The organism is Candidatus Berkiella aquae (assembly GCF_001431295.2).
Lineage (GTDB): Bacteria > Pseudomonadota > Gammaproteobacteria > Berkiellales > Berkiellaceae > Berkiella > Berkiella aquae.
Genome location: NZ_LKAJ02000001.1, coordinates 1746200 through 1773180 on the forward strand (window position 1 = coordinate 1746200; position 26981 = coordinate 1773180).

The 26981-nt window shown below is 38.4% G+C and carries 15 protein-coding genes; 10 read left to right on the top strand and 5 right to left on the bottom strand.

Annotated elements, in window-relative coordinates; genetic code table 11:
• The first annotated feature begins 1 nt into the window (after window position 1).
• From pbpC to HT99x_RS07780, 5 genes are all read left to right on the top strand, one after another.
• Window positions 2-2008, top strand: a complete 2007-nt coding sequence (gene pbpC, locus HT99x_RS07760) for a penicillin-binding protein 1C (RefSeq protein WP_083482910.1) — start codon at window positions 2-4, stop codon at window positions 2006-2008.
• A 10-nt stretch (window positions 2009-2018) separates the two neighbouring features.
• Window positions 2019-2363, top strand: a complete 345-nt coding sequence (locus HT99x_RS07765) for a hypothetical protein (protein ID WP_075066693.1) — start codon at window positions 2019-2021, stop codon at window positions 2361-2363.
• 275 nt (window positions 2364-2638) lie between these two features.
• The gene (locus HT99x_RS07770; RefSeq protein WP_075066694.1) at window positions 2639-3127 is read left to right on the top strand and encodes an effector binding domain-containing protein; all 489 of its coding nucleotides are present in this window, start codon (window positions 2639-2641) and stop codon (window positions 3125-3127) included.
• 723 nt (window positions 3128-3850) lie between these two features.
• Window positions 3851-5686: a RasGEF domain-containing protein gene (locus tag HT99x_RS07775; RefSeq protein WP_075066695.1), complete on the top strand. Its 1836-nt coding sequence runs from the start codon at window positions 3851-3853 to the stop codon at window positions 5684-5686.
• Between the two features lie 31 nt (window positions 5687-5717).
• Window positions 5718-6902 carry a glycosyltransferase family 88 protein gene (locus tag HT99x_RS07780; RefSeq protein ID WP_075066696.1) on the top strand — a complete coding sequence of 395 codons (1185 nt, stop codon included), beginning with the start codon at window positions 5718-5720 and terminating at the stop codon, window positions 6900-6902.
• 157 nt (window positions 6903-7059) lie between these two features.
• On the opposite strand, the gene HT99x_RS07785 is transcribed toward HT99x_RS07780, so the two are convergent.
• Window positions 7060-8022, bottom strand: a complete 963-nt coding sequence (locus tag HT99x_RS07785) for a CorA family divalent cation transporter (RefSeq protein ID WP_259565988.1) — start codon at window positions 8020-8022, stop codon at window positions 7060-7062.
• 276 nt (window positions 8023-8298) lie between these two features.
• On the opposite strand from HT99x_RS07785, the gene HT99x_RS07790 reads away from it, so the two are divergent.
• Entirely contained in the window at window positions 8299-9549 is a 1251-nt protein-coding gene (locus HT99x_RS07790; RefSeq protein WP_158003397.1) for an MFS transporter, read from the top strand.
• Between the two features lie 15 nt (window positions 9550-9564).
• Here HT99x_RS07790 and HT99x_RS07795 read toward each other — a convergent pair whose 3' ends face one another.
• The gene (locus tag HT99x_RS07795) at window positions 9565-10548 is read right to left on the bottom strand and encodes a hypothetical protein (RefSeq protein WP_075066699.1); all 984 of its coding nucleotides are present in this window, start codon (window positions 10546-10548) and stop codon (window positions 9565-9567) included.
• Between the two features lie 279 nt (window positions 10549-10827).
• Between HT99x_RS07795 and HT99x_RS07800 the strand changes: the two genes are divergently transcribed.
• The 4 genes from HT99x_RS07800 to HT99x_RS07815 all read left to right on the top strand — a co-directional run bounded on the left by HT99x_RS07800 (window position 10828) and on the right by HT99x_RS07815 (window position 16257).
• Window positions 10828-11805 carry a mechanosensitive ion channel domain-containing protein gene (locus tag HT99x_RS07800; protein WP_083482911.1) on the top strand — a complete coding sequence of 326 codons (978 nt, stop codon included), beginning with the start codon at window positions 10828-10830 and terminating at the stop codon, window positions 11803-11805.
• Window positions 11806-11902: 97 nt separating this feature from the next.
• Window positions 11903-12247, top strand: a complete 345-nt coding sequence (locus HT99x_RS07805) for a bacteriophage holin (RefSeq protein ID WP_075066700.1) — start codon at window positions 11903-11905, stop codon at window positions 12245-12247.
• Window positions 12248-12391: 144 nt separating this feature from the next.
• Complete coding sequence (locus tag HT99x_RS07810) at window positions 12392-14293, top strand: DUF294 nucleotidyltransferase-like domain-containing protein (protein WP_075066701.1); 1902 nt, start codon at window positions 12392-12394, stop codon at window positions 14291-14293.
• Window positions 14294-14361: 68 nt separating this feature from the next.
• On the top strand, window positions 14362-16257 hold the full coding sequence (locus HT99x_RS07815) for a DUF294 nucleotidyltransferase-like domain-containing protein (RefSeq protein WP_075066702.1): 1896 nt from the start codon (window positions 14362-14364) through the stop codon (window positions 16255-16257).
• A 70-nt stretch (window positions 16258-16327) separates the two neighbouring features.
• Here the strand turns inward: HT99x_RS07815 and HT99x_RS07820 are convergent, their stop codons facing one another.
• The 3 genes from HT99x_RS07820 to HT99x_RS07830 form a co-directional block, all read right to left on the bottom strand.
• Window positions 16328-19510: a multidrug efflux RND transporter permease subunit gene (locus HT99x_RS07820; RefSeq protein ID WP_075066703.1), complete on the bottom strand. Its 3183-nt coding sequence runs from the start codon at window positions 19508-19510 to the stop codon at window positions 16328-16330.
• A 1-nt stretch (window position 19511) separates the two neighbouring features.
• Window positions 19512-20675 carry an efflux RND transporter periplasmic adaptor subunit gene (locus HT99x_RS07825; protein ID WP_075066704.1) on the bottom strand — a complete coding sequence of 388 codons (1164 nt, stop codon included), beginning with the start codon at window positions 20673-20675 and terminating at the stop codon, window positions 19512-19514.
• Between the two features lie 129 nt (window positions 20676-20804).
• Window positions 20805-26891: a patatin-like phospholipase family protein gene (locus HT99x_RS07830; protein ID WP_075066705.1), complete on the bottom strand. Its 6087-nt coding sequence runs from the start codon at window positions 26889-26891 to the stop codon at window positions 20805-20807.
• Window positions 26892-26981: the final 90 nt, after the last annotated feature.

Genomic DNA, 26981 nt, shown 5'->3' on the forward strand with positions numbered 1-26981 from the left:
TATGAAAAGGTTGTTACGATTTTCGCTGTTACTAGTCGCATTTAACATTGTTGCCTTTGCCAGCTTCTTGTTAGCGGATAATCTTTATCCGCTAACCCTGAAGCGTTTTAACGATCATTCAACATTGATTTATTCGCAGCAGCAAGTGGTACATGTTTTCCATTCTCAAGATGAAAAATGGCGCATTCGCACCAATGTTGACGAAGTAGACCCACTGTATCTTAAAACCTTAATTGCCAAGGAAGATCGCTATTTTCGCTATCATCCTGGAATTAATCCTTTTGCTTTAGTAAGAGCAGCCTATCAGTGGATGCGCTATGGCCATGTGGTATCGGGCGGCTCAACAATTACCATGCAAACCGCTCGTTTGCTTGAGCCCCGCTCTCGCAAGATTTCTTCAAAATTAATCGAATGTTTTCGTGCCTTACAACTGGAATGGCATTATTCTAAAAATGACATCTTGAGTATCTACATGACCTTAGCCCCCTTTGGCGGCAACATCGAAGGGGTCAATGCGGCGGCAATGAGCTATTTTCAAAAAACGCCCTTATATTTACAACCAAGCGAAATTGCCTTACTGGTCGCTTTAGTTCAATCCCCCACTCGCCTTCATCCTTTTCATTTTCCAGAAAAGGCAACTAGAGCCCGGGCCGCTGTTTTAAACTTTATGCATGAGCAGCAGTTAATCAGCGATGAACTAGCTGAATCTCATCACTTAGCACCATTACCGACTCATAAAGCCAAATTTCCTCGTGAAATTCCCCATTTAGCATGGCGCTTGAAGCGCCAACTACCACAATCCACCAAAATTGATACAACGATTGATTTGGATTTACAAAAAAAGGTCGAGCTGATCCTCAAAAATCACAGCCCAGCGATGCCAGCAAAAACCAATTCAGCCATTCTTATTGTGGATCATCAACTGAATAAGCCCGTTGTTTATATTGCTTCTCGTGATTTTTATGCCGAAGATGATAATGGCTTTGTCGATTATATTAGTGCTTTTCGTTCCCCTGGTTCGACCTTAAAACCATTTATTTTTGGCTTGGGTTTTGATTTAGGCTTGTTAAAACCCGATACTTATTTGCTCGATGAACGTCGACGCTTTGGTGCTTATTATCCGCGTAATTTTAACAAAGACATTCATGGTGTGATTACGGCAGAAGAAGCGCTAGCAATGTCTTTGAATATTCCGGTGGTCACCTTGCTCAATCAAATCGGTGTAGTGCGCTTTTTAAGTTTACTAAAAGAAGCTGGTGTGACACCACAATTACCACGTTCATTTGAAAGCCCAAGTCTAGCTATTGCACTTGGCGGGCTTGGTATGTCATTAGAGCAATTGGTAACCCTTTATGGTTCACTCGCACGAACCGGTAAAGTCATGTCTTTATCGTATTTAGCCAATGAGTCGCTGGCAACGGAACATTCGCTATTTTCACCATTAGCCGCAAAACAAGTTTCAGCTATTTTAAATGCCAATCTAGATGCAGATCATCCGTTTGCACTTAAAACCGGCACGTCTTATGGCTATAGAGATGTTTGGGTGATTGGTTTTGATCAGCGTTACGTGATTGGCATTTGGACCGGGATCCCCGATGGCAAACCGATGGCTGCGCAATCGGCAAGAGAATTGGTGGTGCCTTTATTACAAAAAATTATCAAGGTGTTACCTGATGACACAACGCAGGTTCAATCACCCGCCCCTGTGACTATGTCACTCAAAAAATTATCGAATCGATACCATCAAGAGCCGCATTTATATCAAAATCAACCGACCTTAATGTTTCCGGTCGATGATACCGTGATTGAGCTTGAAAACAATAAGAGTCTTCCCTTAACTGTAACAGGAGGAAAGCGCCCTTATACCTGGCTAATTGATGGCAAACCGATTAAAACCACCAGCTGGCAACAAAAAACTTTCTGGCAACCGCAAGAAGCCGGTTATTATACCATTACTGTTGTTGATGCGAATGGCCAAGTTGATAGAGCCAATATAGAACTCAAATAAGGAAACCTAAATGTTAACTGCCTATGATTGCTTTCTTAGTCGAGAAACCGATAAACCTACTCTAACCAGTGAGAGTGGCAGTTCTGGCGTTAGAGCTCATACCATTATTTTTTATACCAGAGCAAACATTCACTTTACAGTTGACATGCCAGACGGCCCAGGTGGCATCATTACCTTAACTGATGAAGAATGCGCCACAATATTACGTGAAACGGATACCCAAATGTACATTGGTGCCAGTAGCGCGGAGCTCACACTCGAGCATATTCAAAATGCCTCAATTTATGACGCTATTTTACAACGCCATAAAGAAGAATTAGCGCAAGAAAAAGATAAAACACCTAAACCTTTCTAGAGCCCTCTACAAATATAAAAAGGTATACGTCGGTTGTAATACAACCGGCGGAATACACAAGAGTTTTCGCACAACATACTGAGATTGCCAAACAAATTTTAGCAAATAAAATTTTGAGCAAACGACTCGATGGCAATGACCTGAAAAGGCTTAGCAACTCACATCGTGAAATTGCTAAACATATTTTAGCAAAAGATAACATTGTAATATTCTTATTGATTGTTGTACTTATTTCAATATAATATGCAAGATGTATTAGGTATAAAGGATTTATTATGCGTAAAGAGATCATTCATAAGCCAGATTTTAAGTTAGTTGGCCTCTCAGTTGTTACTAATAATGCTAATGAGCAAGATCCTACGTTAGCTAAAATTGGACCCCTAGTTGCGAATTACTTTAGCCACCAAATAGCGCAGCATATTAAACATCGTATTCACCCCGGTATCACCTATTCTGTTTATACAGAATATGAAAGCGATCACCATGGGAACTATACTTATTTTATCGGTGAAGCCGTTTCTTCATTGGAAGATGTTCCTGACGATTTAAAAACAATTTCTATCCCCACTAGTCAATATCAGCGTTTTACGACTGAGCCTGGCCCTATGCCCCTAGTCGTCATTCAAGCTTGGCAATCTATTTGGCAAATGAATCAAGAAACACTAGGAGGTGAACGCCGTTATCTTGCGGATTTTGAAGTTTATGATGAACGTGCGCATGATCCTCATCAAGCCGTGGTCGATATTTATATTGGGATCCGCTAGCCTCTATCGAATTTCCCCTATTCCAACGGGCTCCAGTGGAACAATGATTGTTTCACTGCTCCCGCAGTTTTAATTTTATGTGATTATTCCCCCCCCATTTCAGCATTCACGGCTAACGCCGTTTCATGCTTGCATGGGGGGCTAGCAAATGTCGCAGCTACCGCTGCTTACCCATTCAGAAATCAAGCCAGGAATTTTATGTTTTCTTCTCGTGGCAGCGAGGAAATTCGCTAGCCCCCCATGAAGGCGTTAGCCGCAATCTGACCAAGAACCACAGAAAAAATCCCCCCATTCGTTTTTGCAAACGAATGGCCCCCTTTACAAAGTGGGCGATTGATTCGCTTCGCTCATCTAGAGAAAATATCAGCAAATAAACGAACATTTGTAGCATTGAAGAATGTGGCTTGCAGCTGCCACCACGCAGATATTTTCTCCTCGCGGCAGCGAGGAAATTCGCTAGCCCCCCATGAAGGCGTCAGCCGTAATGGGGGGAACAGGAAATCTCCCTCTTAAAAAACCGCGGTAGCGGTGACACAAATGAATATGGCTCATCATCATTTTTCTCGCGTGTTAACAACACCCATATTCGAACATTTAAAATTTATCACAAAAATCATTCGAACATATTGTCATTAACAAATACCCAGGTAAGGTGACATTCTTGACTGAGTCAGGAAAATACAGTAGGTTTGATTTTTTTTCGAATATGATGGCTTCAATAACATGCTAAGCGGCACCTATAAAAAATCCAAGAGTGACAGCAAAATCCAACCTGAACCACAAGAACAAAAAATAAATACTGCTTTTAAAGAATGTGGTTTTCATCCTTATACTGCTGTCATTGAGCCAGTAGAGCAGATTTCAGATTGGTTGTTGCAATTATTTAAAAGCAGTGACTCCCCAACAGGCATGACGATTAATCAAAATCTTCTTTGCGAAATTGCCTGCGGTATTATTGAAGAAGCCACCCCAAGCAGTGTACTGGAAATACTAGGAAAAATATATTATTTACTAGGTCCCAACGAACAGCTAGCCTGCCTTTATCTGGCAAAAGAATTCATTCATCAAGATACCCATTGCGAATGGATTGTAACCAATCAATTCAGTGATGCTTATTATCACTTACTTGATAAAATCGAAGTCACTTCAGAAATGAAGATGCATTTGAAAGCGACGCTGATTGAATATTATAAGTCAAAATTACCAAATAAACTCATAGCCTCTGAAGTGGATGAGGTAGCGCTGCTTCCAGATTTGAAACGCCAATCCTTGGAACAGAAAAAACCACTTAAATTCTTTGTTTCCGAGGTAAGCGGTTTATTTTGTCAAGCTATGCTTAGCCTATCACCCGAAGCAATGCTGACCAATAGCATTATGAAAAGCAATGATGATAAACCCGCGTGGAAAAATATCACTGTACTGAGTAGTCAATTATCTCATTTGGTTTGTTTGGATATTCTTTCTGTTAAAGATATGGAAGAAAGAGCACGCAGAATTGAGTTTTATATTGCCGCGGTTAATTTATTGCTAAATAATAAAGAAAAAACACCCCATTTGACGCCTGCCTATTCTATCTACCTGGGTATTTGCCAAAATCCTGTTACACGTTTAAAAGCAACATGGACACTCATCAATGAAAAATCGCGAGCAACATTTGCTACTTTTGAAGAATTATTTCAAATGTCTAATGGTTTTTCCAAGGTTCGTCAATACATTAAATTGAATCCATCAAGCATGCCTTTTATAAATTGTATTGCCGCTGATAAAGATAAAATCTCTTTTAACAGTCTTGGCGAGCGTATTTTCCTCTATGGCAAAATGAATCATGATTTTATTCAGTTACAAGAACGGATTGGCAGACAGAAGCTTGCTTCCTCTCAAGTCACCATTGGTGAGAAATTAAAGCAGGTAACCTATGATGAAGCCGCTGCTTACAGGCAATCTTATTGCTATGAGCCACCGATTATTATTGTGCTCAATGCTAATTTAACCAAGGACGACCTACTTAATAAACTCCAACGCTGTTTTGCCTCAAAGGCACCTTTAGTTGCCCAAAAAGGGCTTCAAATGTGTACTGGGCTGCTTGCCAAAACCGTCATTGCAGAATTTTCAAGCACTATGTTGATGACTAATCATTATGAACTTCTAGGTCAAGACAATACTGTCAGTGATTTATGCGGCAATATCCTTGACCAATTTGGCACCGAATCAATGGACGATATGCTTCAACAACTAGCTGCCCTCTCTTTAGAGGCAAGAACGGCTGGTCGTAAAATGGCAAAGCGTGGCAAAACCAAAAGTTTAGAATTAAAAACAAAAATACCTTCTGAAAAATCTGAGAAAAAATTAAAAAGAAGAAGCGAGACCTTAAAACTCAAACCAATAGCAGAGTTTGAAGCGAAGAAAGAAAGTCAAGAAATTGTTTTATCAACGTCGAATACTTTTTTACCATCACGCCCCACAAGCCCACGCGCTCCTCGTAAAATACAGACTCTAGAGACGCAAACAATGGGTAAAGAAAAAGATAAAGATAAAGAGAAAAAGCGAGTATCCAAATAAGTAAATTAACACCATTCATAGGTAGGTGATTATGCTGAGCGGAATTCAATCCATTCTAGAAGCAATGGGTCAATTATTTTTGGGTGAATCGGGTTATTTACTCGATCTTTCTCGAATTGGTTTTATCTGGTTTAGTGATAATCCTAATGAATTTATGCCTGCTGCGCACAAACTCAGGCTGATTCAAAATCGTCAGCGTAACCCTAAAATGTCATTTTATTTTGGTTATAGCTCTCGTTATCTTTCTGAACAAGCTAATCAAGAATTAGCTAAGTTTGCAGCCCAGTTGAATCTTTACTTAGTGGATTTTGATAATGATCTAAAACATGCGGCAAAATCTTCTATCGATGAAGCTATCTATGCAATCGCAGATGAAGAGCTTTCACATGCAATGAAGACAACTGGCGGAAATTTAGCCGCGGCATCCGATTGTGTTCGTTCCCTCGAAAGATTTTTAGATATCTGCAGCAATTATATTGATTGCGATGTCGATTTTGACTTTAGCCAAATGCCTAAGTTCCTTCGTGTTAAAGAACCCATTATTTTTCCGGGTAGAGGACTCGATTTTAATTTACCAGGGGGGCTAAAAGTCCCCTCTATGAGCAATTATTTTATTGGCGCAGCAGTTGTTTCAGAATATCAACTTTATCTGCATCCTGATGCCAAAGAAAAATTAAAAGATGTTAAAGAAGCAATACGCGAACATTATCTTCAACCTCACGTTAAAACGCTGTTATTGGAAAGTGCTGGAAGTCTAAGCCCTTTCGCAAGACAGGCAGGTCAGCTTATTAAAAAATTATTTGAGCAAAGTGGCAATGATATCTTTAAGTATCGAACCTTAGTGAATAATTTACCTAACGTATATAATGCAATCAAACCTCTTCTCTTAAAAGATAGTGTGGTTAAATACTCAGGACCTGATGCATGGTTTTTGCTATACAAAGACGACATTCTGTTTTGTCGAGAATCCCAATCTTTGCTGGAGTTACCAAATAACTTGCAAAGAATCGTCGCTGCTTTTGAAAATGCCAGTGAATTAAACAATGGTATGCAAGATTGCTTTCCGCAATATGATGAACCAGAACAACAAATTATGGGGCAACTTAAAGGAGATCTCTCGTGGTTGCCTTCAGGTAAATCTAAACTAGAGGCGCAATCTCAAAAGATAGAAGAAGCTGCAAAGACATTTCAAAAAGCGATTAGAAGTAGGATTTAATCGTCATTGCTGTAAGGGTTACGAAATTCGTTGGTATTTTTCTATAGATGAGCGTAGCGAATCAATCACCCACTTTGAATAAAAGGGGGCAGAAAGCGCAGCTTTCTGGGGATTTTTATCCTAAAAGCATCCTTACATTGATTCGCTACACTCATCCTTAAATCCATCCTTTCTTCTTGAAATATCGATAAGGAATAAAGGCAGAACCAATCATTAAAATAACGGCTAGCGGATAGCCATAAACCCAATCTAACTCAGGCATAAACTTGAAATTCATCCCATAAATACTAGCTAACAAGGTAGGCGGTAAAAATACCATTGCTAAAACGGTAAACATTTTAACAATTTGTGTTTGTTCGATGTTGATTAAACCAAGAGTGGATTGTAAATGAAATGATAGTTTTTGCGTTAAATAATCACCATGTTTTAGTAAGGATTTTAAGTCTTTCTTGATGATTTCCATATTGACAATATAATAATTTTCTTTATGCTCATTATCATGTTGTTCATAAAAACCCAGTAATAAATTGATACTGGATAAGCTTTGGTAACCCTTTGATAATAAGTTTTCTAAGCTATTAATTTCACGTAACAGTTTATTTAATGCCTCATTGTGATTTTTCTTCATTTTATTATTTACTGAGCGAATTAATGTCATCACCATTTGATCGCTGGTTTCACCTACTAATTCGAACACATCGGCGATTTTTCCAACAAAAATTTCCAGCAACATGGGTAAAATACTTAAATAATTCTTAGCTTCAATAGGACGTTGATCAATCTGATCCAGCAATAATTGAATTGGATTGGGATGAGAGTAACGTAGTGTTACAAGTCCTTTTGGGGTCACAATCAGCGTAATAGCGTGGGTTTCTGGTAAAGGAGCCGCTTTCGTCAGAACATTCACAAACATAAACAGTGAATCATTCTCCATGTAGAAACGATTAGAGTATTCTAATTGATGCAATTCATGATGCTGTGGCAAGATAATATTCATTTGCTTTTCGATTGCTGTCCTTTCCTCTAACGTTGGGGAATTGACATCAATCCAAGCTAATGTGGCATTGGCTGGATTCTTAACTAACACACCATTCTGATCAATGTATAAGTAAGTTATCATTCTTTGTGCCACCTTTGGGGTCCGTGTGAATACACTTTTTAGATAATCGCTATCTAAATATAGTTTGTCCTTTAGCTATTGTGCACTTTGCTACCATGTGCTAGCTTTGAGGGAATATGAAAAATGTAACACAACTTAAACAAAATTTCGTTGCCTCTGTGATTATCATTGCGATTATTACGGCACGGGGGCTATTTACTTAACTTTTTAGTAATAGAAAAACCCCCGCGAGAAATCCCGGGGGTTTTTTTTTGTGTGATGAAAATAGGAGGTTCAATGCCGCGCTTACTACCCTGGCTTATGTGGGTGTTTCCACTTGCTTTCTTTGCCTTTCAGTTTATTTTGCGCCTGTTTCCAGGGTTAGTCATTTCTGAGTTTTTCGACAAATATCATATTACAGCAACTAACTATGGGTTGTTTGCCTCCCTTTACTACCTCGGCTATGCCAGCATGCAAATCCCAATTGCACTGCTGCTCGACAAACTTGGACCTCGTATCGTTATTACCGTCAGCGCCATCCTGTGTGCTCTGGCAAATTGGATGTTAGTCGCAAGCTCCTCTTGGGATGTTGCGTTGCTCAGCCGCTTGCTCATCGGTGTTGGATCCGTTGTCGGCTTTCTTGGGACATCCAAAATTATTTCTCAGTGGTTCCCTCAAAATCGCTATGCACAATTAGTTGGGCTAACCTTTAGCTTTGGTTTAATGGGCGCCGTTTATGGGGGACGCCCTATCAGCTTTATGATCGAGCAAATGGGATGGCAAGAAGTTGCTAAATTACTCAGCATCACGGCTTTAGCGTTAGGTGTCCTGACCTTTATCTTTGTGCGAGGCAAAAGCACTCCCCAAGAAGATAATTACCCTGTCGTCAGTTCCTTAAAGCAGCTACTGACCTATAAGCCTCTCATTGTTTTAGCATTTGCAAACTTATTGATGGTCGGAGCCCTTGAAGGATTCGCCGATGTTTGGGGTGTTTCCTATTTGATGAATGCAAGACAAATCGTCAAAAGCGAAGCAGCGGGTATCACTTCTTATATTTTTATCGGTATGCTCTTTGGTGGACCGATTTTAGGATTTTTTGCAGAAAAATTTAAAGCACATCATAGCGTCATTCTATTGGCCGCATTAGGCATGGCAGGCTTAATGATGGTCGTGTTATTGGGTAATGCGCACTTATCAAGCCATGCCATAAAAGCGGTGATGTTTTTAACCGGCATTTTATGCTGCTACCAAGTTGTGGTATTTGCAACCGGCGCACAGTTGGTGCCCAGTCACTTAATGGGGATCACTATTGCCTTACTCAATTGTATCAATATGTTTGGCGGCTCCTTTTTCCATGGCACAATTGGTATGCTCATGGACTATTTCGATCCCAACACACTGGTTGATGGCGTTAGAGTGTATTCGTTAGAAGCTTACACCTTAGCACTTTATGTGATCCCGCTTTGTTCTTTATTAGGCGCAGGCTTGGTTTGGTATAGCAAAAAAATGCAAAATAATATGGCATTGAAACCAGCGCAACATCACTAAGCCATAAGCTATTTTTTAACAGCACATTTTTGCCGGCTCATGAGATGGTACACAACTCAGCGAAAGACCTCTTTGTAATGCAAATTTGGTCAAAAATGCTCGCTGAGTTGGCAAGTTCATATTTTCGAAGGCACCCAGCATGCTAGGTTTAATACCTACTCCAAATTGTTGTGCAATCTTGGGTGTGAATTGATTGATAAGCTCAACCAATGCGTTTTTCGTATTTAGATACGCTAAAAATTGCTGTGCAATGTTAGATACAAAATAAATGGCAATCTCAGTTCTTATTGCAACCATTTCGGCTTGTTTGGTGTTACGTTTCGCATACCTAGTTAAAAGTGTCTTTTCAAGTGAACGGGCTAATTCTTGTTGACGTTGTAAAACCACCGTTCCCAGTGCTTTTTCTCTTCTTCTCGCTGCATTTGATTGACGTGCCACTTGAAATTTTATATCGCCCAACTCCATTGGCATATAATTTTTAAGATCATTATAATTAGAAATTCCAGCCTTTTCACATAACCATTGATTTACTTCTTCTTCATTTCTACAGTATTTTTTAATAGGCAACAAAGATATCTTAGGCATTTTCTCATAAAAGTCAGGGTATTTTTCTGACAAGAAACGCCTAAATTGTTTTCCTTCATTACTCTCCCACAATCCACCACCTAAATAAGATGAGAGTAATAAACAAGGGATATTAGAAAACCTTTGACGTAGTTCTTGACCTGCTCGATATGCCCCATATGATGGGAACAATTCATCCATCTTATCTTTAACGTCTTTAGGCAAGTTACTTTCTTGAGGTTTTATAAACCAGCCTTTAGAAAGAAATATATTAACATCTTCTTGTAGCACTCCCAAAAACGGAAACCATGTGTCTGAATAGCATGAATTCTGCCCAGATGATTTATAAAATGGCATACCATGAATAGAAATAATATTACGTTCAGCAAAGCTTGTTTGTTCAAAATTTAATATTTTGTTTGATAATATATTCATAAATCATCCCCATACACATTGATAAACTTATACAAAATTATTTTTTCGCAGAATGAATGAAAAATTGAATATATTGAAGCAAAAAATGATAATACTAATGAATTTGGCGATATATATCATACATTCGAAGCTTTAATTAACCATGCCTCAATGACCTACTACATGCTCATCTTAATGTTCACTTTTAGGTGTAAGTTGCATCGCACAATCGCAGCTTTAGGTTATCTGGTCTATAATGTACCTCACCAAACTTTATAAATCTTCGATTGGAAATAATAGGTGAATTTATTAAAGATAACTTCTTTGGATGCTCCCATTAAAAGCTCACTCCCAAATCAGGATATGGGCGATATTGCTTCCGTGGGGGGGAGTTTTAAAATTGTAGTCACTCAAATTCATGAAATGCTTGTAAAGGCATTACAAATACTTCCATTGATTATTCTGGCCTGTATTGTATTTATTATTTTTCTCGTCATTGCCAAACTTGTCAAAGAATTTATAAAACACATCACCATTAAAAGAAGTTTTGCCAATGTGGGCTTAGTATTGGCAAGACTCACTCAATGGGCAATTATTTTCATTGGCTTTTTTATCACATTAGTTATCATCTTTCCTTCTTTATCCTTTGCAAATTTACTTGGTGGTTTGGGAATCGTAAGCGTTATTGCAGGTCTAGCATTTAAGGATATTCTTCATAATTATTTGGCAGGTATTCTGATTTTGCTCAAAAAACCATTTACAATTGGGGATGAATTACATTTTTTAAGCACTCACAGCAAAGATTACTACGGCAAGGTTGAGCACATTGATACTCGCTATACATTTTTAAAATCATTTGACGGTCGTCGCATTCTCATTCCTAACGGAGAAATATATACAAATGTTGTTGTTATTAATACAACATATGGTTCAAGACGTTCTCAACAAGATGTGACAATCGGACCTTATGCAATTCTTCATCCAGCCTGTAAGACAATTTTAGAGGGCATTAAAAGTGTTGATGGCGTCATGGCCCAACCTGCACCTGAAGCATTACTTATGGATTTAGCACCTAATGCAATGGTAGTACGCCTTCGATGGTGGACCAAACCCGAAAGAAGAACGGTACTTCGTGTAAAAAGCGAAATTTTAGATTTAATTCAAGCTAAATTAATTGAATCTAGAGTTAATATTCCTTTCCCTACCCAAATAACTATTTTACAAGACCCATCTAAAGCAAATTATCAAATCGATGGTGTTTCTACGACAAAAGAATAACGAAATTTTCATTCTATGACCTACGACTTTACTAGCTTACCTTCATGATCAGCAAATTCTATAATATAAGTGTAATCTGTTGAAAATGAGGTGCAAAATGGAAGGTTCAAACACACCGGTATGCACTGCTTCTCGGATCTGTGTAGGTGCATTAGGGTTGTCAATTGGTCTTCTCAGTGCAATTTGGGTTGTCTTACTTGGCTTTGCAGCAATGTACTTTAATGTTGGCCATGAGTGGGTCAAATTAGCGGGTACTATTTATGTAGGCTATGCAGTGACCTTTAAAGGGATTTTCATTGGCGCTTTGTGGGCCTTTATTGATGGTTTTATTTGTGGGGCATTAATCGCGTTTTTTTATAACCTTTGCGTTAAATGTTGCAAATGCTGTAAATGTTGCAGTTGCGGCAAAAATGTAAAAGATGAAGTAAAACCAAACGCTTAATTGCAGCTACAATAAAAGCCACACTGTTCCTAGTCAGCAGGAATGGGTCTTTTATCTCCAAAAACTCGATTTTTCTCGAATTCCTCCGGGATATCCCCTAAATTATCCTCTCTATATTTATACAACTAACTTCAGGATATAAAAATGGCAGAATCTACATTAAGCAGCTGGGTACATCCTATTAAAGAAGCTGTATACAATGCATATACAGGCGTACTTAATTTTGTGCGCAATCCATTTGAAAATTTAACAGGCTATTTTAAATCGCCAGCGAATCCCGATAAAGTAAAATTAGATCAATTACGCAATCAACATTTTGCGCAAATCAATTCTGAGGGCAGCAAAGTTAATCCTAATTATGTGCAAGTAGCAAAAAATATTAGTGAAGATACCAAAAAATACATTAATGCCATTATTGCTGATGAAATTAAAAAATTAGGAAAACCTCCTTGTAAGTTCACGGTAATCACCTTAGGTTCGTTGGCTCGCAAAGAATCAGGTCCTATTACTGATTTAGAAATCGGCATATTAATGGAAGATAAAACCATCGAAAATTATTGTTATTTTTATCAATTATCGCAAAACATCTCCGATCGCTTATTCTTATTAGGTGAACATCCTGATATCGGTGGCAAAGGTTTACGAATGGACGAAGCGGACAATGCACCACCGCATCTACGTTTCTTTGCTCGCAATGCAACCCGTGAACAAGCACAAGAATTATTAAACCAAGCTATTTTAAAGCGTGAATTTGACAAAATTCCTTATGAAGGTAGCCGTCCTTTCTTAGCAACGCCTGAAGAATTTGCTAGCTACTCGCATCCTAATTTCACACAAAACAAAAAGCTATTAGCAAAAACACGTCGTGAACAATATCAAATTGAGCTGAATAAAGCACTCAAAGATCCTAAAAATGCAAAATTAGCTAAAACTACTGAAGGTCGCAAGCAAATCGAGAATGAAGTCCATTTCTGGCTCAACCAAATGTATCGTCCATTTAGTGCACGTGAATTACGTACGGCTAATGATGCAGGTAAGCGCTTAGGCCGTAACATGGCATTACTAAATGGCAACCAAGCACTTTACAATAAATTCATCGCGCTTCGTGAAAAGAACTTCCAACGTAAAGAAGCCAATGGCAAAACATTACGACAAAATATGCCAAAAGCGAAAATGGCAGAAGATGTTCGCGATGTTATTCAAAAAGGTAAAAGCGTTTATATCACAGGTGAATTAGGTAAAACACTCGATATTAAACGAGAACTATATCGCTTTGTTGAGCAGTTCGTAACTAACTTAGGCTTTTATCATGGGCTCAAAGTGCAAAATACCTTTGATATTGTGCAACAGTTAAAAGCAAAAGGCATTTTAAGCCCTGCATTTGCTGAAAAACTATCCGATTTTATTCAATTTTCTTCTGGATTGCGCTTAAAAGAGCAAAGCGTTATTAAACGCCAGGGTTTTGCTTCATACTTCGACCAAGCAGAATTTGATGAAGATAAAGAAGATCTGGAAAAAGATATCAAATTGCTGAAAGACAGTATCGCCTATATGGAAAGAGCTAAACAAGATCCTAGCTTGATTGCTATCAAGAAGCGTGATCTCGTTAAACTCGAAGACAAATATCACCATATGTTAGATATGGCGCCTGGTAAAATTTTCTCTGCGAAGGATATTGAATTGTTAAAGACCAAGTACATTCCTATCGCGCAAGAGATTTTTAAAGCAGCACAAGATTGGACCTTAAATAAAGAAAAATTGGGCTTTGAGCGTACAGTGGCACCGGTAAACACGCCTGTAACCGCAGCAGTCGCAACAACCTCACCCAGCTTTACGCCAGCAATGAAGAATGCCATGGATTACATGCATCAACATCCTAAAGGCTTTTTCCCTGCTTTGGCAAAACTGAAACAAGAGCAAAGCAATTTGACCAAAGAACAATTGTTTAGCTTTGTTAAAAAATGCCAAGAAGAAAAACTCTTAACGGCTGAAGATTGCGCGAAAATTGCACAAATAAAAGCAAGACGTGCCGCTGCCGCAGCTTAACCTTAAATACGCATAGGGTTGCATTTTTTGCAACCCTATTCACTTACAAAAAATAGGGGACGATTATCATGCTCTCAACACTGAACAACTGGGTACAACCCATTAAAGATGCTTTATATAATGCTTATACCGGCATTGTTAATTTTGTTAGTAATCCTTTTGATAACCTTTCAGGCCACTTTAAATCTGCAGAAAATCCAGATAAAGTAAAGTTAGATCAACTGCGCAATCAACATTTTTTACAAATCAATGCTGAAAGCCAAAAAGCTTCGCCTGATTATATGCAAGTTGCCAAAAATATTTCCACAGATACCAAAAAATATGTTAATGCCATTATTGCTGATGAAATTAAAAAATTAGGAAAACCTCCTTGTAAGTTCACGGTAATCACCTTAGGTTCGTTGGCTCGCAAAGAATCAGGTCCTATTACTGATTTAGAAATCGGAATTGTAATGGAAGAAAAAACCGTTGAAAATTATAGTTATTTTTATCAATTATCGCAAAACATCTCCGATCGCTTATTCTTATTAGGTGAACATCCTGATATCGGTGGTAAAGGTTTACGAATGGACGAAGCAGATAATGCACCTCCTCATTTACGTTTCTTTGCACGTAATGCAACGCGTGAACAAGCTCAAGAATTATTAAATCAAGCGATTGCCAATCGTGAATTTGATAAAATTCCTTATGAAGGGAGTCGTCCATTTTTGGCAACACCTGAAGAATTTGCTAGCTATTCACAAGCAAAGTTTACCCAAAATAGAAAGCAATTAAATAATACCAAAAGAAAGCAATATCAAATCGAACTTAATAAAGCACTCAAAGATCCTAAAAATGCACAATTGGCTAAAACAGCTGAAGGCAAAAAGAAAATTGCGAATGAAGTCCAATTTTGGGTCGACCAAATGTATCGTCCATTTAGTCCACGCGAATTACGTACCGCGAATGATGCTGGCAAAAAATTAGGTCGTAATATGGATTACTTGTATGGTAACCGTGCGCTTTATAATAAATTCATTCATTTGCGTGAAAAGAATTTTAGTCGCAAAGAGCAAAATGGTAAAACATTGCGTCAAAATATGGCTAAAAGCTATATGTCCGAAGATATTATTAGTCACATTCAAAAAGGCAAAAGTATTTTTGTCACCGGTGAATTAGGTAAAACGCTCGATATCAAACGTGAGCTCTATCGTTTTGTTGAACAGTTTGCCACTAACTTAGGTTTTTATCACAACCTCAAAACGCAAAATTCTCTCGAGATCGTTCAACAGTTAAAAGCAAAAGGCATTTTAAGCCCTTCATTAGCGGATAAAATGTCTGATTTCATTCAATTTGCTTCTGGTTTGCGCTTAAAAGAACAAAGCGTTATTAAGCGTCAAGGCTTTGCTGCTTACTTTGATCAAGCAGAATTTGATGAGGATAAAGAAGATCTTGAAAAAGAAATACAATTAGCAAAAGATAGCCTTGCTTATATGCAAACTTTAGCAAAGAAAGATCCAAACGCTATTGCTGCCAAAAAGCGTGATTTGGTTAAACTCGAAGATAAATATCACCATATGTTAGATATGGCACCTGGCAAAATCTTCTCAAGTGCTGATATTGAGCTCTTAAAGAATAAATATCTTCCTATTGGGCAAGAAATCTTTAAAGCAGCACAAGAATGGACGCAAAATAAAGATAAATTAGGTTTTGATTCCGTTCCTGCAGTTTCTGCTCCTGTAGCGCCGGTCGTTTCTGTTCCTACAACCTTTACGCCAGCGATGAAAAATGCGATGGATTACATGCATCAACATCCTAATGGTTTCTTCCCTGCATTGGCTAAGTTGAAACAAGAACAAAGCAATTTAACTAAAGATCAATTGTTAAGTTTTGTAAAACAATGTCATAACGAAAAACTGCTAACACCTGCTGATTGTGCCAAAATTGCAGAAATTAAAGCACGTCACGCAGCTGCAGCCGCTTAAGTAAACTATCACTTACCTTGGTTTCCTTCCGAAAGTCTCTATAAAAGAGACTTTCGGGATTTTATCATAACTAAAACGAAGCTGAATCTGCAATTTTCAGTTTTTCGTCTTTAACTCGCGTTAGCTGTTTACTGAACAGCGAACGGACAAGCACATAAAACACCGGCGTTAGGAACAGTCCGAAGAAAGTAACCCCCAACATGCCTGAGAATACGGCGATCCCCATTGCATGGCGCATTTCTGCCCCTGCACCGGTTGAGAAGACAAGTGGAATTACCCCCATAATGAAGGCAAACGATGTCATCAAAATAGGACGTAAGCGTAATCTTGCTGATTCTAATGCTGCTTGTAAGGGAGTTCGACCTTCAAATTCTAACTCTCTCGCAAACTCAACAATTAAGATCGCATTCTTACAAGCAAGACCAATCAAGACAAACAAACCAATTTGCGTGAAGATATTGTTATCACCGCCTGTTAGCCATACTCCAGTAATCGCAGAAAGTAAGCAAAGCGGAACAATTAAAATCACCACTAATGGCAAGGTAAAGCTTTCGTATTGCGCTGCAAGTACTAAAAATACTAACAACACACATAAAGGGAATACGAAGATAGCAGAATTACCACTCAAAATTTGTTGGTAGGTTAATTCTGTCCATTCATAACTCATCCCTTTTGGCAGAATTTCTTTCACGATTTTTTCAATGGCATCTTGGGCTTGTCCCGAAGAAAAGCCCACCCCAGGACCACCATTGATATCGGCGGTACGGTAACCGTTATAACGCATGGCTTGTTCAGGACCATAACTTTGCGTCACTTCAAGGATACTACCCAATGGCACCATTTCACCTTTGCTATTGCGTACTTTCAGTTTCACAATATCTTCTGCATTGGCACGAAATGGAGCATCTGCTTGAGCAATAACCTGATATAAACGTCCAAACTTATTGAAATCATTGATGTACAACGATCCTAAATAAATTTGTAATGCATCAAATACCGTTGTCACCGGAATGCCTAATTGTTTTACTTTCGTTCTATCAATATCAACAAACAACTGTGGCACGTTAATTTGATAGCCACTAAAAACATTCGCTAATTGTGGTGTTTGCCACGCTTTACCTTGGATAGCTTGAACCGCAGCAAATAAGGCTTCATCACCCAAATCGGCTCTATCCTCAATTTGCAGCTTAAAGCCACCTGTCGTACCCAAACCAATAATCGGCGGTGGAGGCAAGACCATCATGAAAGCTTCTTTAATACTGCCAAACTGCTGGTTAATGGATTGAGCAATGGCTTCTGCTGACATACCTGGGCCTTTACGTTCGGCGTAAGGTTTTAAGGTCACAAAAACAATACCAGCACTAGAAGAAACGGTAAAACCATTAATGGATAGACCTGCAAATTCAACCGCATGCTCTACACCGGGTGTTTTTAAAATGATGTCTGACATGCGGCGAACGACTTCATCCGTTCGCTCTAATGAGGAAGCATCTGGCAATTGCGCAAATCCAATAAGATATTGCTTATCTTGCTGCGGAATATAGCCTGTGGGTACTCGGTTAAAAATAACCACGGTTAAACCAATGAGCAGCAGGTAAATGCCCATCATCATGGCTTTGCGATTCATCGCTTTTGAAACTTTACCGTGGTAACTATCACTGCCTCGCTTGAAGAAATGATTAAAACGCGTAAAGAACCAACCCAGCTTTGCATCCATCCAACGCGTCAGACGATCTTTAGGTGCATCATGCCCCTTGAGTAATATTGCAGCCATCGCAGGACTTAACGTTAACGAATTGATGGCAGAAATCACCGTTGAAATGGCAATGGTTAAAGCGAATTGTTTATAAAATTCACCATTAAGACCATTGATAAAAGCAATGGGAACGAAAACGGCTATCAACGTTAAGCTAATCGCAATAATCGGACCACTCACTTCCTGCATCGCGCGGTAAGTCGCATCCTTGGGCGATAAGCCAGCAGCAATATTCCGCTCAACGTTTTCGACGACCACAATCGCATCGTCAACCACAATACCAATGGCTAGTACTAAGCCAAATAAAGAAAGTGCATTGATGGAAAACCCAAACAACAACAGCAAGGCAAAGGTTCCTACAATAGAAACCGGTACTGCTAACAAGGGGATGATAGAGGCTCGCCAAGTTTGTAAAAAGACGATAACCACTAACACAACCAAGGCAACCGCTTCTAATAGCGTATGAATAACCGCCGCAATCGAATCTTTAACGAAAGTGGTAGGATCATAAACAATTTGATAATCGACACCATCAGGGAAGCTGAGCTTCACTTCATCCATCGTGCGGCGAATATCGTTAGAAACTTCGATGGTATTTGAGCCAGGCGCCTGGAAAACCCCTAATGCCACGGCAGGTTTATTATCGAGTAAAGAACGTAAAGCATAATGGGATGCGCCGAGTTCAATTCTCGCTACATCTTTCAAACGGGTAATGCTGCCATCATCACTGGCTTTAATAATGATGTCGCCAAACTCTTCTTCTGTTTGCAAACGACCCATTGCCGTAATGTTCAACTGCATATCTTGACCAGGCAAGCTAGGTGATGCGCCAATAGCGCCTGCGGCAACTTGAACATTTTGTTCGCGAATTGCATTCACCACATCATTGGCCAACAAACCACGTGCCGCGATTTTGTCGGGATCTAGCCATAAGCGCATGGCATAATCGCTACCACCAAAAATTTGCACTTGGCCAACACCTGGTAATCGACTTAAACGATCTTTAATGTTAAGCGCTGCATAATTCCCTAAATACAACATATCGTAACGTTCATCAGGTGAAATTAAATGCACTACCATGGTCAAATTGGCAGAGCTTTTCATGGTGGTGACACCAAATTGACGCACAATATCAGGTAATCGGGGTAGTGCTTGATTAACCCTATTTTGAACGAGCTGCTGTGCCTTATCCGGATCGGTACCTATTTTAAAGGTAACGGTTAAGGTCATTTGTCCATCGGAGGTGCCTTGCGAAAACATATAAAGCATGTCTTCTACACCATTAACCTGTTCCTCTAATGGTGCAGCAACCGTTTGCGCAATCGTGCCGGGGTTCGCACCAGGGTACATTGCATGCACCACAATAGAAGGTGGCACAACCTCAGGATATTCAGAGACAGGTAACTTCCAAAGGGAAATAAACCCTGCGATAAAGATCAATAACGATAGTACACCAGCAAAAATGGGTCTATCGATAAAAAAACGTGAAATATTCATATTAACCCTTATTGTCCATCGCTACCCATTCAGGGGCTACTACTATGCCAGGTCTCGCTCGTTGCAAACCATTCACAATAATATTGTCATTGGGTTGTAACCCATCTTTAACAATACGCATACCATCAACGAGACTACCTAACTTCACTTCACGATAAACAACTTTATTTTCGCTATCGACAACAAAAACGAATCGTTTATTTTGATCGGTACCTACCGCACGATCAGTAATCAGCAATGCTTGTGTTTTAAGCGGATCGCCCAGTTTTATGCGCGCAAATAATCCTGGAACTAAAACACCTTCAGGATTAGGAAACACGGCGCGCACTCGAATCGTACCCGAATGGGTATTGAGTTGATTATCAAAAGATTCAATATATCCCTTACGGGTCATCGCATCTTCTGTTGCCAATGACATCAAGACAGGAATTTTATCGACACTTAATTTGCCTTGCGTGTTTTTTTGCATGTATTGCAAAAACGCATTTTCATCAATATCAAAATCAGCATAAATTGGATTAGCGGAAACCACAGAAGCTAAAACAGGCGCATTAAACCCTGCTTCAACCAGATTACCAGCGGTGATTTCAGCGCGACTGATTCGACCATCGACTGGCGATTTAATATGGGTGTACTCTAAATTTAACTTTGCACTTTCAAATGCAGCTTCAGCACTCTTATAACGTGCTTGGTTAACACTGAAGTTATTTCGTCGATTATCAAGCTCGCTCGCCGAGATCACTTTTTCTTGGATCAATTTTTCAGCGCGGGTCAACTCGCTTTGTGCCAAGTTGCGCTCAGCTTCCGCAGAGCGCAGTAATCCTTGCGCTTGTGCAACTTCTGCTTTGTAGGGACGTTGATCGATGGTAAATAGCAGATCGCCCTTTTTAACCAAAACACCATTTTTAAAATGAACGGCCTCAATCATGCCTGAGACTCTGGGACGAACATCCACTTTATCAACCGCTACTAAACGGCCAGAATATTCATTCCATTGTTGAACATTTTTGGTTATGACAGGTGCAACGCTAACAGGCATGGCCATGCCATGGGGAGCCCCATGAGCCTGCGGCGGACCTGACATAAATTGCCGAGCAACCAAATAAGTTACCCCCACAACGCCAACCAATATTGCCATTACTTTTTTACTCGGTAGACTTGCCATGTGAACAACCTTATTTAGTCGCTTAAATAAAATAAAAATAGTATAGAATATAAGCTTGTTATTCTAATCAAATTTTAAGCTTTTGCTAAGTGTCATTCTTAAATGAGATACACGAAAATGATTTAAATATTATTTTTGAGGTTTAAGGCGTGACTTAAGTGAGATTTTAAGAATTTCAGCTATCAAATTTTTAGTATCAATTAAGGCCGTTCCTTGTACCTCAATCCGATTGATTCGTTTAATATCAAAACCGCTGATATGCAGTGTTTTGATAAAATCTTTCGCTTGCTCAATAGATTCAACTAAAACAGCACATGGCTTACCCTCATAAGCATTGGCTAATTGACCGAGTTTAGTCGTTGGAATACCTGAAATTTGCAAATGTTCAGTTGCTTGATAAGTTACTTTAATCATTTCATCGACATGGGATTTACGATGAAAATGATGTGAATTACCATTGCTAAAGCGTTCCCATTCATGCGATGGGAAATATGAAACGATATCCTTAATATCCTTTGCGGACACTTTTCCTAATTGTAATGTAGGAGCCGCTATCATCTTGGGAGCTCCTGCAGACAACAATAATGGACTCGCTCTGGAGATATAATCTTCCTCTTCTAAAGGGGGCTTCCCACCTTTTGCTTGCATTCGTCGCAAAAGAATACTTTTTTCTTGCAAGATCTCACCTTGTCCCCAAAAAGCCTGTTCAATGGCTTCTAATTCTTGCTGACATTGTTTTTTCGTTATTGCACTATCAATAATGGATTCATCATATTGATGGAGTCGTTGTTCTAATTTTCTTCGTTCTTCTACCAGAAAGGTCTGTTTTGATTTTAATCTATCATGCTGTAAAGCCTCACTGCGCCTGTTGGCAGCAAGGTCTTCAAGTTCCTTATCATAAGCCATAACACGTTCATGTACATCCGGCGGAACCTGTGAGCTATGGTGTCGATAGGGTTGCAATAGTTCATTTTTATGCCGATTAATCGTTGCTATTTTATCCTCGACACCTTGGGTACTTTGTTGATTTGCTAAGCTACTTTTATTCGTTAAATCAAGTTCGTATTGAATCGTTTCTTGTTTATCCAGCAGTTGAAGTATCTCTTCTTGAGAGCTTGTGTTAGCTAATATAATCTCTGCCTGCTGTAACGTGCTTTGTAAACGCAACTGCTCTGCTTGCAGCAAAGGTTCCACCCTGGCAAATTCAGCTAACAATGGCTCAACTTCCGATTCTAAAATTCTTTGCAATTCTGGTAGTGTTTTAGTGCCATATTTTTCATATAAATTCTTATAATGTTCCAGATGTGAATATTGCACATCGGTTCCATGATATTGTTTTGCATATAATTTCAGTGCATCTTGCCCATTTTGATAAAGTTGCATCTTTTCACGTTTCGTTAAATTGAAATTAAATTTCCGACTTGATTTGTACGTTCCATTGACGCCTAAATTATCAGAAACCTGAACTGAATTAATGCTATATTTGTCGCGCAAAATACCAAGACGATTATGCATACCTTCTAATACTTTAAATACTAAGGTTGAAAATCGTAATTCAGTTGTTTGGGTGGGTAACATTCCCCACCTTGCTTCAATATCCGCTTTTGAATCAACTAAAATGCCTAAGGTACAGGGATTAACTGCCGCATCATTCAAGCCATGAGATAAATATTTCTCTTGATCAAAAATCTGCATGGGGTAATTACTCGCCACCCCTCCATCAACATAAAATTCATCTTTATACTTTACTGGAATGAATCCACCTGGAAAGCTCATCGTAATGCGCACGGCATCAGCAATGGACATGGAAGGCTCGCTCTCAGATGAAAACACTCTGAGTGATGCATCTGACATCTTTGTGCCTGTTATAAAAATTTCTTTGATATTGAGTGCAGGGTAAGCCTTTGCTAGTTGTTGTGCCTGTAAGAACGTAATTCTTCCTAACTGCGAAATGCCGTATTTTTTCTTTAGATCATTTAATTTCAACCCTAAATAATCATCAATCCGCTTATTTCGTTCATCGGTTGGCAAAAAGGCAGGCACATTGAGCAACAATTGTTTTTCTTGCGCTGACAGTTGTTCAAAAATGATATGCTTCAAATTAGCTTGGAGTTTGTTATCAATTAATTTTTCAATTAAACGCTTAAAATTATCCCCTTTAAAAAGTCCCTTATTCATAAATAAAGAAAAAATCCCACCAATTCCAACGTCAATGTTGTTAACTTTAAAAAGCGTGTCTAATCCTGCCATAGGATAAGGTTCATCTAAAAAATCTTTAAGATTAATCTTATTGGCAAAAACATCCATTAATTCATCGGCTGAATACCCCATTGCATATAATGCAGCCACTATTCCACCACTAGAACTCCCTGCCAAACGTTGCAAGTTATTTATTAACCCTTCATTCTCAAGCTGTTTTAATGCACCCAAACAAGCAAAGGCATTGGTGCCGCCGCCTTCTAATACTATATTTTCAATGGGAGGTTTCGGCTCTCGTTGTAATCTTTTGGAAGGCGAAGACTCATTGATTAAACATTTAATTTTTGACTGCAATGATTGGGTTAAAGGTAGGTTATTACTTTCTTTTTTCTGAATGGGTTGCTGTTCGTTTGAACGAATTTTAGATTGCCAATTAGGTAGCACAGGGCTTATCATTTCTTTTTTCTTAAAATGCTTGGCAATACGATAAATAGGACTCAGCAAATCTTTCAACATACTGGGTGCATTAATGATTTTTCCCTTTATAAAATTAAAAAACTTAGGTGCAAACTGAAAGCAAATAAATTTTCCAACATTTTTCAATTTTTTGGCATAAACACTAATATTTCTTACAAATAAATTAGAATAGATAAATTTACTTTCGTTTAATTCTTTCTCAAGCGCAGAATCTGGATTTTGGTTTGTCAGCAATCGGTGTTGATGACGAGAATCATGTGTATCTCTAAAATCAGCAATAACAAGCGCATCGTCAGGCGACACTTTGCTTAATACATTGGCTTGTCCAAGATAATTTTCTAATTTCTTGCGTCCTCTTTGGTTAGCGACCTGGCGTTGATGAACAACATTATAACCTCTTACTTTCAATTCGGGTCTTTTTACTTTTAATTCATGTAAATCATTTGCCGTTTTTAATGCCACTACATCGCTGACTCTAGCAGGATCGGTCAAAACGAGCTCCAAATTCTTCACTTTCTTGAATTCAGGTATTTCTTTTTTATTAAGCTTATTGATAATTGCTGCTAGCAAATATTGCGCATCCTGCCCTGCCAAGCCTCTACCTGCAATCGTTATTTTAAACTTTGCATCATCTGGTTTTAGATCTTGCTCTTGCATTTGTCGTAAAGACCAAATTATTTTTTTAAGTATTTCATCTTTGTATTGATTAAACTGTTTCCTTCGTAGCGCGTTATATTTAATAGCACGTGAGAAATTATTTAAAAAACCTTCAGATTTAGGCTCATTGAATAAGATAATCAATTCTTTGGATTTTTTAACTGGATTTCTTAAACTTTCCTTAGCTGGCGTTAAGATGTGCGCTTCAATTCCAGGTAAGTTAGAAAATTTTTTTATCGCTTTATGACGAATTCTAGGTCCAGATTTAGTGTTAATCGTTGCGACATTAAATTCAGAAAACTTTGAACCGTAAATAGTGCCATTCACATCGGTGTTTGTCAGGTTACGTTTTACATCATTGCGTGTTTCTGCTAAGAATACATTCCCCCATTTACCGTGCCCTAATTTTTTAGTCATTGCTTGCAATTTCAATGCATACTCAATATCAACTTGCGATTTAATCTCACGTTTGTAGTTTTTATATTCTTGTTGTTGCTTGCGAAGCACTTTTTCTTTACAGCGTTTTAGTATCTTTTCTTTAGCTAAATATTCAGCATAACTTTCAGAAATGTCACTATCTTTGGCTAGATACTCATTAACCGTTCTATTCCACAACTCATCTACTTCATTCAGATCTTGTTCATTTAAGTGGTTTAATAAATTTAGTTGCTCTAACTCCTCATAAACAAGCCTTTTGAAAAAATTTCGGCGGAACTGCTGTCTTTGCATGTCAGCATGCATGTCTAATAATGGATGTTTAGCATTTCGCTTAATTAACAGTTGAGCATCAAAATAATGAATGATCAACTCCCGAGCTTTAGGAATTTTTATACCAAACTGAACTAAGTCAGCAAATATTTCACTTCGTTCATTAGCCTTTTGAATTGCTTGCTCTTCATCAAGATGTTCTTGTTCAAGATAAAACTTGAGCATTGCTGCAAAATATTCTTCTTTTATTTCAAAAAGATGTGTTTCAACTTTTTCATTGACACGAGGATCAGGATAATCTTTTCGATGAGACGATAGCGCGTCTAAAGCAATATCAAGGTGTTCTTGTAAAGCACTCTCGGTGGTTCTTAACTTAGCCAATATGTGATTATCAAAAACATGTTGCAATATTTGTTTCTGATCAATAAGTAAAAACAATTCGCGATTAATAAGTTTTTTCATTTGCGCATAATTTTCTTTTATCACGACTCTTTCATGCTCAATACTTTGCTTATGCTCCTCTGCAAGGCTTATTTTTTTTATTATTTCATTCAAGGTTTTTTGATATGAAGCAACATTTTTTTTATCTTTTGCTCTAGCAGCCTCATCAAGACTTGCAATAAGATTACGTTTTTTGATTTGATATGCGCGTAGTTTCTTTTCCACCACCTGCGTTTCTTGGTTGAAATTATCTAACTCGTCTGCCATTTCCTCGAGTTGAAAATAAAGGCTATACTGCTCCTCTCTTTCATTTTGCGCATATTCTTGCATTGCCTCATCAAGAGCAGATAGTTCATTTTGAAAATCTATCTTTTTAAGCAAATCGATAAAATTATTGGTTTCTTGAATGGTTGGCCATAAATCTTTTTCAATTATTCTTATTAGTTCTTCTGGTCTTTTACCATAATATTTTTCATAGACGCCATCGTAGCTTGGCAATTGATTATAGATCACATCATCACTCATGTAATGATCAATGTATTGTTGCAAAGCATTGCGCCCAGATAGTATGAGTTTGTTTATTTTTTCTTTTGTTAATTTAAAATCTAATGTTTGTAAATCATGGTCATAAATCTGAATAGAATTAATGCTATAAGCATTTTTTAAATCATCTGCCCGATTATGCAACCCCTCAATTACATTCTTAACAAATACACCCATTTTTAGTTTTGCTTTTTTACTTTTTTTAACACCCCAACGCGAATCAATTTCTTCTGCAGAATCCACTAAAAGCCCTAAGGTACATGGATTGACGCCAGCATCATTTCTCCCATGCGTCAGAAACTGATCTTGGTTAAAAATGTCCATGGGGTAATTACTAGCGATGCCCCCATCTGCATAATACTCGCCTTGATATAACACAGGCTCAAATGCAAATGGAAAACTCATTGTTATTCTAACCGCATCAACAATGGACATATTGGGATCGCTGCTTGCGTTGAATACCTTCAAGGTTCCATTAGACAAGCGCGTTCCTGTCACAAAAAACTCTCTAAATCCTAATGTGGGAAAATCTGTTCTTATCTTTTCAAGTTGTTCAAAAGTAATATTACCTGGTTCATCTAAATAGTATTGTTCAAGCAATTCTTGATATTGTTCTTCAACATACTGATTAATATGAGCTTGTTCTTTACCTTGGCTTTTCATTTCACTTAGAATGGTTGAATCACGAGATTTAATCGCTTCTTTTAATTTTCTTGCTAAAATCTGACCCGTGATTTTTTTAGCGACTTCAAGAAAAGCATCCCCTTTAAACAACCCTTTATTTCGGAATAAATTGGCAATATCCGATAATCCAATTTTCATACCACCAATCGGAATAAACCGTGTGGGATCGACAGCGTACTTAGGATCTAATAACTTTGATAGTTCCAGATCTTTTTCCATAATTTTTGCTATTTCTGCTGGTTCACAACCTAGTGCGAGTAGCAACCCAACAATCGCGCCTGCTGAACTCCCTGCGATGCGTTTTACATTCTGTAAAATGCCATTTTCTGCTAAAACCTCTAAGGCGCCTAGATAGGCAAACCCTCTTACCCCACCCCCTTCTAGTACTAGGTTTTCAATAGGGGGACGTTCTTCGCGTGATAAAGTCGTTCGATGTTTTGCTTGCCCCCAGACCCTATCGAGTTGAGCAATATCAATACTGGGTACTGTATTGTGTGAAAGCGTCATGATGGGCCCTTAACAAATGGCATATACACTGGTTAGAATGGCAATTAAATTGCTTATTCTTACGAGTTTAGACAGTAAAACCATATGAAG